Genomic DNA, 11,179 nt, shown 5'->3' with positions numbered 1-11,179 from the left:
GATGACTTATAATTATAGTATATACTAGGCATAAAAAAATGGTAATAGTTTATGGAGGTTCGTATGGCAATTTCAGCAGATTTGTACAGAACATTTTTTGGAGTCGGGCTGTATTTGTCCTTTTCGCGTGCTGCTAAGGAAATTGGTGTATCCCAATCGGCCATTAGTCAGAGCATTAAACAATTAGAAGCGGAGCTCAATATTCCCTTGTTCGTGAGAACGACGAAATCTGTTGCTTTCACACCAGAGGGCAAAGAATTGTTCGACACAGTAGCAAAAGCCTTTTCTATATTGGATAATGGGGTTACACAATTGCAGGAACGTGTGGCACAGGATTTTGCAACACTTAATTTGGCAGCTACAGATACATTATGTAGACATTACTTGTTACCCTATTTCCGTAAGTGGGAATCTCAAGTGTCTGATATTGGGTTGAATATCATCAATCGTCCGTCCCCGAGTTGTGTGGAGCTAGTACTAAATAAAGAAGCGCAATTAGCAGTGGTAAATGATTATGAAGGCTTAAAAGAAAATCCACAGCTAGAAGTAATCCCGTTGGCAACGGGGCAAGATGTGTTCGTGGGTGGACCTAATTATAGAGGTGCAGGCTTCTTTGATCAAGGCCGTTTGCTCAATGAACCGATGCTACTTTTGCAACAAGGTACCGCAAGTCGTACATTTTTTGATGCCGTAACGCATGGCGCCTGCCGCAAACCAAGATTCGAGTTGGGCAGTATCGATGTGCTCCTCGATTTAGTGGAAATCAACATGGGGATTTCCATGCTCCCTAGCATTGTGGTAAATAAAAAAATCACCGAAGGCACTGTGGTGAAGATTGATACAGATATTCCAGTTCCCACACGTGATATTGTACTTGTACGCTCGCGTCTTGTACCACAATCTGAAGGGGCGTCTCGATTCACGGAGATTCTAAAAGGATAAAATACATATTAAAATATTTCTATGTGCAGTTGACCGTAGGATAGGCAATACGATAAAATTTAAGGATAGAAGTATCGGAGGTTATATATGGAACTCTTAAAACAACGCATCAACGAGGAAGGTTTAGTCCTCAACAATCGCGTATTAAAAGTAGATAGCTTTTTAAATCATCAAATTGATCCTGGATTATTCCAAGCCATCGGCAAGGAAATTGCGGATCGTTACAGAGATGCAGGCATTCAACGTATCGTTACTATCGAAGCATCTGGCATTGCGTTAGCATTGATGGCAGCCCTTGAATTGAACGTGCCATTAGTATTTGCGCGTAAGAAAAAATCCATTTTGATGGTTGATGATGTATATCATTCTGTGGTGTATTCCTATACAAAAGAAGAAAATTACGATATTACAATCTCTAAAAAATTCTTGCCAGCAGGGGAAAAGGTCCTTATCATTGATGACTTCTTGGCGAGTGGCGAGGCAGCTATGGGCCTTGCTAAATTGGTACAAGACGCAGGTGATACAGTAGTAGGCATGGCAATTGCCATCGAAAAATCTTTCCAACCAGGTCGTGAAAGATTAGAAAAAGCTGGGTATCGTGTAGAGTCTTTGGTTCGCATTAAAGAATTTAAAGATGATCGTTGCGTATTTGTAGAAGATTAAGAGGAATGAACTATGGCGACTAAAAGCCCAAAACCACCAAAAAGCAAAGTTAAACAATTTGATGAACTAGTCGCGATTATGAATAGTCGTGGTGATAAATGGTTCACAAAAGAAGAGTTAAATGATCAATTTCACACAACTGTGTACCATGCACATTTAGAAATGAATGATTTGAAACTACCAATATTTGTGGTAATTGATGATACAGCATTTTCTTTCATTCGCATTGGTGTAACATTGCAAGGTGTAGAGGAACAACAAATTCCTGCAGTATTAGCACATATAAATGGATTGAATCAACGTTTCAAAATTTCCAAATATTATATTAGTGATCAAGATCATAATGTATATATTGATATTAGTGTTCCATCCACAGAGTTTGATTTCAATGCAGGGATTATTCCTGATTTGTTAAAAAATGTCATTGTACCTCATTTGAAAGATACACATAAAGCATTGCTAGATGTGGTTAAAGGTGGTAACTAATATGAATCCTAAAGCTCTTAGCTTTGATAAATATCTAAAAGAGGAAGAGGTCACTGCCTTTGAACGCAAAGACTTTGACGATGAAGAAGGTACTGTTGTTTACCGATCTTATATAAAATCTCCTTTGTGGGATATGCCCTTCTTTGTGATTTTAGATAATAGCATCTATAGTGTGATGCGTTTGGTAGTAGGCCCTGAAAAGGTGAATGCTCAAAATCTAACGGCCATCAATGCATTTATTAATCGTGAAAATGCTACCTATAAAAACTTCAAACTCTACGTAGACGAACAGGATAACTCATTGTATTTAGACTGTATCTATATGAGTGCAGACGATGCATTTGAACCAGCTTTGATGTACGCTTTGATGACATCTATCGTTGATTATATTCCAAATGCTGTAGGTGACTTAAAAGAGGTTTTTGAAAGTAACGCACACTAAGTATATATTGAAATAAGGCATATATATAAATAGCCCATTGACTCTTAATACTATGAGTTGATGGGCTATTTGTGATTTATAGACAATAACTAGTATGTCTATTCGATAATTTAGTTTTTTTGAATGTATATAGAATAGGTTTTAATAGGTTTTACAATAGATAGATTATAAACAGCATTCATGAGGCGGGAGCACTGTTTCTATTGAGCTAATTATACATTGTGTTGAGGATGAAGTAATGATCTACGCATTTCTTGGGTCATAGGAAATGGATAACCAGGGATATCCATCATATAACCTTCTAGACTACATCTAGCGGCTTCTAATCGGCATTGAAGTAAATGTTGATAGAGTTTTTGAAGTAGTCCTGATACAGGTTTCATGGACGGTTTGAAATTTGATACCTGATCTTCCAACATAGTGTGTTGATGTAGTGTTAGTGTTTTTATTGCCATAGTAATAATATGGCTCCTTTCTAGGTGAAATCCTTCTGACACGTACAGAATATCACTGGATAGGTAATGAGTAAAATTGATATTAGGGATAGGAAATATAGCTGTTTTTTATATGTGGGTATTATATTTGAAAAATAAACCATATGGGGTATAAATCAAGTAAATATAAGGGTTTATATTCTCTGTAGATATTTGTATATAGCTATTATTCATTATTTTATATAAAAGATTATTCTTATAATAACAACAGTATTAGATATAAAAAATGTGAATGACTGTGTGTGGATTAAGAGGAACTGAAATGGAAACAAATTATTATAGGAATTTTATTATCATTGTGGAGAGTGGCAGTATAACGTCAGCCGCGGAGGTGTTACATACGACAGAACCAACCTTAAGTAAGCAAATGCAAGTGTTAGAAAATATGTTACAAACAGAGCTGCTCGTCACAAAGCGGGGGCTAAATTTATGCGTCTTACCGCTGCAGGGGAGATATTATATAAGCGTTTGAAGGAATTGTGCTCTGTGGAAGATCTCATGTTAAACGAGTTAGCTAGTGCGACGAATCGCGTGGAAGGTGTATTACGATTTAGTATCGCACCAGGGCGTTCTGAACGCTTTATTCAGCGCGTACTACATCCTTTTCATGAACGATACCCCCATGTAATCTTTGAGTTGAATGAGGGGATTATTACAACTCAAGAAGAACAGTTGTTGTTGGGACGTACGGAAATTGGTATATGTAATGTAGAGTTAACACAACCTGAGAAATTTGAAATTCTTTGCACCCGGGCGGAGCACTTAGCATTAGTAGCCTCATCTAACTTTCAAAACTTTCCTAGGAAGCATCAGATTAAATGGTCAGATTTAAGAGATGTACCAGTGGCTATATCTGGTGGGTGCGCGGTGGCGTTGGAAAAACTATATGGAGATATTAAACAAAAATTGAATGTGGTAAGCATTTCCACATCCAAACAAACTGCATTGGCTTGGATTGAAACGAATCGAGTGGCGGAGGTGTTCCTAGATTTTTATAAGGAACTGGAATCCTAATTAAATAGTTAATATAGGATAATAAGATTAAAAGAGCTCCTAATGAAGGAGCACTTTGATTTTTCTATTGTTCGTATCGAATACGAATAAAATGCAAAAAATAATGTAAATTTTAAATATAGTTCGATACGTTCCGAATAATTGCATAAATCAATAGAATAAATCTTCGAAATTTAATTGACTTATGACGGTGCCTTTGTTACAATTTTTTTAGGCTACAAGAGGAGGTAGGACTGTGAAGATCATGATGGAACAATTCCAACAAACAATTCAATCTAAACAGGCTATTTTTGTGCGCTTTCGCTCAGCTTTATTTTGCTGAGCATTTTTTTATTGTCATGAATTAGTATTACAGTTTTGATATAAAATTATGTGCTAGAAATATCAATTTGATGGTATACAGTACGTAGAGTTTTTACACGAAATTATATAATGTATGAGGAGGTCCTTATGAAAGTCGGTATTGTTATGGGCAGTAAATCTGACCTAGAAACTATGAAAAAAGCAGCAGCAGTTTTGAAAGAATTCAACATCCCTTATGAAATGGTAATTTCTTCTGCTCACAGAACTCCAGAAGAAGTAAAATCCTTCGTTACACGTTTGGAAGAAGAAGGCGCAGTAGCATTTATTGCTGGCGCTGGTGCAGCGGCTCATCTACCTGGTGTTATTGCTAGCTTCACTACATTGCCAGTTATCGGTATTCCTTTGAATGCTACAGCTCTTAAAGGGATTGATTCCTTGTTGGCTATCGTACAAATGCCATCTGGCATGCCTGTAGCTACAATGGCTGTAGACGGAGCTAAAAATGCAGCATTATTTGCCGTACAAATTTGCGCAGCTTTCAACAAAGACATCAAAGCACAATATGTGGCATACCGCAAAGATATGGCTGATAAAGTTAACGAAGATAACGCTAAACTACAAGCTGAGTTGAATAAATAATTTTACATAAATAATCATCACCGCGAATCTGTGATTCGCGTCAGGGGAAATGCATCGTATGCAAATTCATAGATGCATATATTCCATAAACTAGAGTTTCTAAAAGTTAGTCAATTAGGAGACATAATGAATTACGATGCAGTTTTTGACAAGTGGCATGAAGAGTGTGGCGTGTTCGGTATTTATGACCGCCATCTCGATGTAGCCCGTTATACCTACTGGGGTCTGTTTGCGTTGCAACATCGTGGACAAGAGAGTGCCGGCATTGCCGTTACGAACGGTGACGATATTGAGCTCGCCAAAAATATGGGCCTATTAACAGAGGCGATTAAGGAATTACCAAAATTGAAAGGCCACATTGCGACTGGTCATGTACGGTATTCCACAACGGGTTCTAACAGCCCTCGCAACATTCAACCATTAGTTATCCATTACCAAGATGGGCATATGGGCGTTGCTCATAATGGTAACCTTACGAATGCATTAGCGATTCGTCGTCAATTGGAGGACGATGGTTCTGTATTCCAAACTACAATGGACTCTGAGGTAATTGTAAATCTGATTGCTCGTTCCAAAGCAGCAACTATCGAAGATCGTATTGTTGAGGCGGTTAATAAAATCGAAGGTGCTTATTCCATCGTTATTAACACGACGAATGCATTGATTGGTATTCGTGATCCTCATGGATACCGTCCTTTGTGCTTGGGTAAAACAGAACATGGCTATGTATTAGCCAGCGAAACATGCGCCCTTGATGTCATCAAGGCAGAATTCATTCGTCACATCGAACCAGGGGAAATGGTTATCATCAATGACGAAGGAGTTCGTAGTCGCATTTACGCACCAGTAGAAAAAATTGAGAAGAAACTTTGTGTATTTGAATATATTTACTTTGCTCGTTCCGATAGTAATATCGATGGTCAAAGTGTGTACGAAACTCGTTTGAACATGGGTCGTGAATTGGCTCGTGAAACGAAATACGATGCGGATATCGTTATGTCCATTCCTGACTCTGGTACTACGGCAGCACTTGGCTATGCCCGTGAGTCCGGCATTCCATTTGCGGAAGGTTTGATTAAAAACCGTTATAGCGGTCGTACTTTCATCAAACCAAATCAAGAGGAACGTGAACTCGCGGTTCGTATGAAATTAAATGCTGTGCCAGAGGTTGTGGCCGGTAAACGTATCGTATTAATTGATGACTCTATCGTTCGTGGTACGACAAGTGGTCTCATCGTAAAAATGTTAAAAGAAGCTGGGGCGAAGGAAGTGTACATGTGCATTAGTTCCCCAGCTATCGAATATTCTTGTCACTATGGTATTGATACATCTGTTCGTAAGGAATTGATTGCCGCCACTCATACAGTGGAACAAATTCGCGAATATATCAAAGCAGACAAATTACATTATTTGACACAAGAAGGTTTGTGTCGTGCTATTACTAATTTAGAATCCCATGAAATGTGCTTTGCATGCTTCGATGGTGATTATGCTGTAGCGGTTCCAGAGGAACAAGAGGAAGGGGTAAAATATGTGCTCGAATAAAGTAGGCGTAACGTATCGTGATGCAGGCGTTGATATCGATGCAGGTAACAAGGCTGTTGAATTGATGAAGGATGCGGTGCAACGCACTTATACTCCAGGTGTTGTAGGTGATATCGGCGGCTTCGGCGGTTTGTATTCCCTTGCGGGTCATTCCATGTCCGACCCTATGCTCGTATCTGGTACTGACGGTGTTGGTACTAAATTGCGTCTTGCTATTATGATGGATAAACATGATACTATCGGTCAAGACTGCGTAGCTATGAGCGTCAATGATATCTTGGTTCAAGGTGCAACACCTTTGTTCTTCCTAGATTATGTAGCGGTTGGTAAACTCGATCCTGTACAAGTTGCGGACATCGTGCGCGGTGTGGCTGGCGCTTGTGAGGAATCTGGTTGTGCCCTTCTTGGCGGTGAAACTGCTGAAATGGCGGGCTTCTATGGCGATGGCGATTATGATGTGGCTGGTTTCGCTGTAGGTATCGTGGACCGTCCTAAATTGATCACTGGTGAAAGTATCAAAGCTGGCGACGTTATCCTTGGTTTGCCATCCTCCGGTGTGCATTCCAACGGTTTCAGTTTAGTTCGTAAAATTGTATTCGAATTGCAAGGTCTTGGCATCGATGATGTGGTACCTGAATTCGGTAAAACAGTGGGCGAAGAATTGTTAACACCAACTCGCCTATATCCAAAAGCAGTATTGCCACTCATTCAAAAAGAACAAGTGAAAGGCATGGTCCACATCACTGGTGGTGGCTTCTATGAAAATATTCCTCGTGTATTGCCAAAAGGCGTATGTGCTCGCGTTGACGTGAACGCATGGCCTCGCCTCCCTGTATTCAGCAAATTGCAAGAATGGGGCAATGTAGCATGGCCTGAAATGTACCGTACTTTCAACATGGGTATCGGTATGATTCTCATCGTATCTGCTGATGACGCAGCGGCTGTGAAAGCCGACCTCGAAGCTCGTGGCGAAGCAGTGTACGAAATTGGTCGAATCGAAGACGGATACACTCCAGTAATCTTGGAAGGACGTGAATTTGGTGCGTAAGAAATTAGCCATTTTTGCTAGCGGTCGCGGTTCCAATGCAGAGGCATTACATGATGCCATCAAGGCTGGGACTATTAATGGCGACATCGTTGTGGTTGTGACAGATCACGCAGACGCAGGTGTTATCGAACGCGCTGAACGTTGGAACGTGCCTGTTATTGTCATCGAACGCAAAGGTTTTGAATCCAAAGATGCCTTCGAACAAGCCATGATTGATGCCATCGCGCCATATAGCCCTGATGGAATTGTATTGGCTGGTTACATGCGCCTATTAGGCCCAACATTTATCACGCCGTACGAAAATCGTATTTTAAATATCCATCCTGCGTTGTTGCCATCCTTCTCTGGGTTACATGCCCAAGGTCAAGCTGTGGTAGCTGGCGTTAAGGTGAGCGGATGTACCGTTCACTTTGTGGATACTGGCATGGACTCTGGCCCAATCATCATGCAAAATACAGTGCCTGTGTACGCGGATGATACAGAGGACACATTGGCAGAACGTTTGTTGCCAATCGAACACGTAACCTACAAGGAAGCGTTGGCATTGTTCTGCGATGACAAACTTGAAATTAAAGATCATATTGTACATATTAAAGGGTAATCGCTAGGCGCCAGCACGCGGTTATCAACGTGTTATACGCTGTTGTTGCTGCGCTCATAAATATGGCGCCTTGACGTAAAACCTTTGTACAATTGACATAGTAATACAAATTAGAGGAGGACATATGATTAAAAATGCGCTCATTAGCGTATCCGATAAAACTGGTGTAGTGGAATTTGCGAAACAATTAGCCGATTTAGGCGTTACTGTGTACTCCACTGGCGGTACTTTGAAAGCTATCACTCACGCAGGTGTAGCAGCGAAAGCAGTGGACTCCCTTACAGGTTTCCCTGAAATGATGGACGGTCGTGTAAAAACATTGCATCCAATGGTGCATGGTGGTATTCTTGCAGTTCGTGATAACCCTGAGCATGTGAAAGCTATGGTAGAACACAACATTCAACCAATCGATTTGGTGGTTGTTAACTTGTATCCATTCCGCGAAACTATTGCGAAACCAAATGTAGCATTAGAAGATGCTATCGAAAACATCGATATCGGTGGTCCTACAATGGTTCGTTCCGCTGCGAAAAACCATGCGTACGTTGGTATCGTAGTTAATCCAAATCATTACGATGAAATCATCGCTATGTTAGCTGACAAAGGCGAATTGACTAAAGAATATAAATTCATGCTTGCTAAAGAAGCATTCGCACATACGGCTGCGTATGACACAGCTATTGCTAACTTCTTGAGCAAACAAATGGGTGAAGGTCCTACACCTCCAGAATATTTAAGTGCTTACGAAAAAGTATCCGATCTTCGTTACGGTGAAAACTCACACCAACGAGCTGCTTTCTACAAAGAAATCGGCACAGCTCATGGCATGGGTGCGTTGAAACAATTGCATGGTAAAGAATTGTCTTACAATAATATTGTAGACATGGAAGCAGCATGGAACATGGTTTGGGAATTTGAAGAACCAGCAGCATGTATTATTAAACATACAAATCCATGTGGTGCAGCCACAGCAGATACGCTTCATGATGCATACGTAAATGCTTATGAAGCAGACTCCGTATCTGCCTTTGGTGGTATCGTATCCTTAAACCGTGAAGTGGATGCAGCCACAGCAGAAGAAATGAGCAAAATTTTCTTGGAATGCATCATGGCGCCAGCTTTCACACAAGAAGCATTGGACATTTTGAGTGCTAAGAAAAATATTCGCCTCGTAGAATTGGCTCGTCCTGAACCAGGTCAAGTGATGGTGAAAAAGGTATCCGGCGGTTTACTCGTACAAACAGAAGATGACATCGCTGAATCTCAAGCAGAATACACTGTTGTGACAAAAGCACAACCTACACCTGAACAATGGACAGCATTGCATTTCGCATGGAAGCTGGTTAAACACGTAAAATCTAACGCTATCTTGATTTCCAATGAAAAACGCACATTAGGCGTTGGTGCAGGTCAAATGAACCGCGTAGGTTCCGCTAAAATTGCGTTGGAACAAGCAGGAGACGCAGCGAAAGGTGCTGTATTGGCATCTGATGCGTTCTTCCCATTCGGTGATACTGTGGAAACCGCAGCACAACACGGCATCGCAGCGATTATTCAACCAGGTGGTTCCATCCGCGATGAAGAATCCATCAAAGCTGCTGACGAAGCAGGCATCGCTATGGTATTCACTCATATTCGTCATTTCAAACACTAGGAGGCAACTATGAACGTTTGCGTAATTGGTACAGGTGGTCGCGAGCATACTTTGGCGTGGCGCCTCAATATGAGCCCTAGCGTTGATATTGTATATGCCATCCCAGGCAGCGCGGCGATGACCGACGTGGCCACTGTGGTCGACATGAAATGGGAAGACACCGATGCATTGGTGACATTCTTGCGTGATCACGATGTGAAACTCGTTGTGGTAGGTCCAGAGGCTCCTCTGGTAGCGGGTCTATCCGATACATTAGTAGCGGCGGGATTCCCTGTATTTGGTCCATCCAAAGTAGCAGCGCAATTAGAAGGCTCCAAAGTCTTTGCTAAAGACATGATGAAAAAATACGACATCCCAACGGCAGCATACGGTGTGTACTCTAATCCAGTACAGGCGAAGAAATTCATCGCGGAAACTGGCGCACCTATCGTTATCAAGGCAGATGGCCTCGCAGCTGGTAAAGGTGTTGTGGTTGCCATGACACTAGACGAAGCTAATGCAGCCGTTGACGATATGCTCGAAGGCAATCGCTTTGGCGATGCGGGCAGCACTGTGGTTATCGAGGAATTCATGGTTGGCGAAGAGGCTAGTTTGTTAGCCTTTGCTGACGGCAAAACAGTAGTTCCTATGATTGCCTCCCAGGACCACAAACGTATCTTCGATAATGACGAAGGTCCAAACACTGGTGGTATGGGCACATACGCGCCAGCGCCTGTATTGACTGAGAAGCTTCGGGACCAAGCCATGGAAACTATTTTGAAACCAATGATGGCGGCTATGGCTGCAGAAGGTATGCCATACGTGGGCTGCCTCTATGCGGGCCTAATGATTACGGATCAAGGTTGTCGCGTGGTGGAATTCAATGCGCGCTTTGGCGATCCAGAAACGCAAGTGGTGTTGCCACTTCTTGATGGTGACCTCGGCGAAATCATGCTTGCTTGCGCTCAAGGTAAACTGGAGGCATCCATGGTGAATTGGAAAAACTCCTACGCAACTTGCGTTATCATGGCATCCAAGGGCTATCCAGAAACATCCTCCAAAAACGATGTCATCAATGGTGACCTTAGCACTACGGATAATAGCATGATATTCCATTCCGGTACAAAACTTGATGGCGACCATTTCGTTACAAACGGCGGTCGTGTCCTCGGCGTTGTTGGCCTTGGTGAAAGCCTCCAAGAGGCCCTTGATGTATCCTATGCACGCGTGAATGGCATTACCTTTGATGGTATGCAGTTCCGCAAGGATATTGGTCAAAAGGCGTTCAAGCATCTAAAATAATACAAATTGTTTTCACTCTAATTTTCTAGATTGAAATATGACAATACAACCAGCAGATAACTGTTCG

13 protein-coding genes are annotated in these 11,179 nt (G+C 41.6%); 12 read left to right on the top strand and 1 reads right to left on the bottom strand.

The window, feature by feature from the left end; translation table 11 throughout:
* Nucleotides 1–63 precede the first annotated feature (63 nt).
* The 4 genes from RVY80_RS00595 to RVY80_RS00580 all read left to right on the top strand — a co-directional run bounded on the left by RVY80_RS00595 (nt 64) and on the right by RVY80_RS00580 (nt 2,533).
* Entirely contained in the window at nt 64–942 is an 879-nt protein-coding gene (locus RVY80_RS00595; RefSeq protein ID WP_295188754.1) for a LysR family transcriptional regulator, read from the top strand.
* A gap of 87 nt (nt 943–1,029) precedes the next feature.
* Nucleotides 1,030–1,605 (top strand): xanthine phosphoribosyltransferase, encoded by a 576-nt coding sequence (locus tag RVY80_RS00590; RefSeq protein ID WP_295188750.1) that lies wholly within the window; start codon nt 1,030–1,032, stop codon nt 1,603–1,605.
* A gap of 12 nt (nt 1,606–1,617) precedes the next feature.
* Nucleotides 1,618–2,091 (top strand): hypothetical protein, encoded by a 474-nt coding sequence (locus tag RVY80_RS00585; protein WP_295188747.1) that lies wholly within the window; start codon nt 1,618–1,620, stop codon nt 2,089–2,091.
* 1 nt (nt 2,092) lies between these two features.
* Nucleotides 2,093–2,533: a hypothetical protein gene (locus RVY80_RS00580; RefSeq protein WP_317329219.1), complete on the top strand. Its 441-nt coding sequence runs from the start codon at nt 2,093–2,095 to the stop codon at nt 2,531–2,533.
* Between the two features lie 212 nt (nt 2,534–2,745).
* Here RVY80_RS00580 and RVY80_RS00575 read toward each other — a convergent pair whose 3' ends face one another.
* Nucleotides 2,746–2,988, bottom strand: coding sequence for a hypothetical protein (locus RVY80_RS00575; RefSeq protein ID WP_295188741.1), 243 nt, complete (start codon nt 2,986–2,988; stop codon nt 2,746–2,748).
* A 271-nt stretch (nt 2,989–3,259) separates the two neighbouring features.
* On the opposite strand from RVY80_RS00575, the gene RVY80_RS10170 reads away from it, so the two are divergent.
* The 8 genes from RVY80_RS10170 to purD all read left to right on the top strand — a co-directional run bounded on the left by RVY80_RS10170 (nt 3,260) and on the right by purD (nt 11,112).
* Complete coding sequence (locus tag RVY80_RS10170) at nt 3,260–3,499, top strand: LysR family transcriptional regulator (protein ID WP_411040680.1); 240 nt, start codon at nt 3,260–3,262, stop codon at nt 3,497–3,499.
* Nucleotides 3,457–4,041: a LysR family transcriptional regulator gene (locus tag RVY80_RS00570; protein WP_317329217.1), complete on the top strand. Its 585-nt coding sequence runs from the start codon at nt 3,457–3,459 to the stop codon at nt 4,039–4,041. Before RVY80_RS10170 ends, RVY80_RS00570 begins: the two co-directional genes overlap by 43 nt.
* A gap of 450 nt (nt 4,042–4,491) precedes the next feature.
* Nucleotides 4,492–4,983, top strand: coding sequence for a 5-(carboxyamino)imidazole ribonucleotide mutase (purE, locus tag RVY80_RS00565; RefSeq protein ID WP_295188734.1), 492 nt, complete (start codon nt 4,492–4,494; stop codon nt 4,981–4,983).
* Nucleotides 4,984–5,109: 126 nt separating this feature from the next.
* A complete protein-coding gene (gene purF, locus RVY80_RS00560) occupies nt 5,110–6,528 on the top strand; it encodes an amidophosphoribosyltransferase (RefSeq protein WP_317329215.1) in 1,419 nt (472 codons plus the stop codon).
* Entirely contained in the window at nt 6,515–7,576 is a 1,062-nt protein-coding gene (purM, locus tag RVY80_RS00555) for a phosphoribosylformylglycinamidine cyclo-ligase (RefSeq protein ID WP_317329214.1), read from the top strand. The genes purF and purM overlap by 14 nt, the downstream gene beginning before the upstream one ends.
* Entirely contained in the window at nt 7,566–8,177 is a 612-nt protein-coding gene (gene purN / locus RVY80_RS00550) for a phosphoribosylglycinamide formyltransferase (RefSeq protein ID WP_411040679.1), read from the top strand. The genes purM and purN overlap by 11 nt, the downstream gene beginning before the upstream one ends.
* A 124-nt stretch (nt 8,178–8,301) precedes the next feature.
* A complete protein-coding gene (gene purH / locus RVY80_RS00545; RefSeq protein ID WP_317329212.1) occupies nt 8,302–9,831 on the top strand; it encodes a bifunctional phosphoribosylaminoimidazolecarboxamide formyltransferase/IMP cyclohydrolase in 1,530 nt (509 codons plus the stop codon).
* Between the two features lie 9 nt (nt 9,832–9,840).
* Nucleotides 9,841–11,112, top strand: coding sequence for a phosphoribosylamine--glycine ligase (purD, locus tag RVY80_RS00540; protein ID WP_317329210.1), 1,272 nt, complete (start codon nt 9,841–9,843; stop codon nt 11,110–11,112).
* Nucleotides 11,113–11,179 lie beyond the last annotated feature (67 nt).

Origin of the sequence: Veillonella absiana (assembly GCF_032970865.1) — a bacterium.
In the GTDB taxonomy this organism is placed as follows: Bacteria; Bacillota; Negativicutes; order Veillonellales; family Veillonellaceae; genus Veillonella; species Veillonella absiana.
This window is presented reverse-complemented; position numbering and strand designations above follow the sequence as displayed.

Bases quoted from the DNA above. Each gene is read 5' to 3' on its own strand.
- RVY80_RS00595 (WP_295188754.1), top strand. From the start codon at position 64: ATGGCAATTTCAGCAGATTTGTACAGAACATTTTTTGGAGTCGGGCTG.
- RVY80_RS00590 (WP_295188750.1), top strand. From the start codon at position 1,030: ATGGAACTCTTAAAACAACGCATCAACGAGGAAGGTTTAGTCCTCAAC.
- RVY80_RS00585 (WP_295188747.1), top strand. From the start codon at position 1,618: ATGGCGACTAAAAGCCCAAAACCACCAAAAAGCAAAGTTAAACAATTT.
- RVY80_RS00580 (WP_317329219.1), top strand. From the start codon at position 2,093: ATGAATCCTAAAGCTCTTAGCTTTGATAAATATCTAAAAGAGGAAGAG.
- RVY80_RS00575 (WP_295188741.1), bottom strand. From the start codon at position 2,988: ATGGCAATAAAAACACTAACACTACATCAACACACTATGTTGGAAGAT.
- RVY80_RS10170 (WP_411040680.1), top strand. From the start codon at position 3,260: ATGACTGTGTGTGGATTAAGAGGAACTGAAATGGAAACAAATTATTAT.
- RVY80_RS00570 (WP_317329217.1), top strand. From the start codon at position 3,457: ATGCGTCTTACCGCTGCAGGGGAGATATTATATAAGCGTTTGAAGGAA.
- purE (WP_295188734.1), top strand. From the start codon at position 4,492: ATGAAAGTCGGTATTGTTATGGGCAGTAAATCTGACCTAGAAACTATG.
- purF (WP_317329215.1), top strand. From the start codon at position 5,110: ATGAATTACGATGCAGTTTTTGACAAGTGGCATGAAGAGTGTGGCGTG.
- purM (WP_317329214.1), top strand. From the start codon at position 6,515: ATGTGCTCGAATAAAGTAGGCGTAACGTATCGTGATGCAGGCGTTGAT.
- purH (WP_317329212.1), top strand. From the start codon at position 8,302: ATGATTAAAAATGCGCTCATTAGCGTATCCGATAAAACTGGTGTAGTG.
- purD (WP_317329210.1), top strand. From the start codon at position 9,841: ATGAACGTTTGCGTAATTGGTACAGGTGGTCGCGAGCATACTTTGGCG.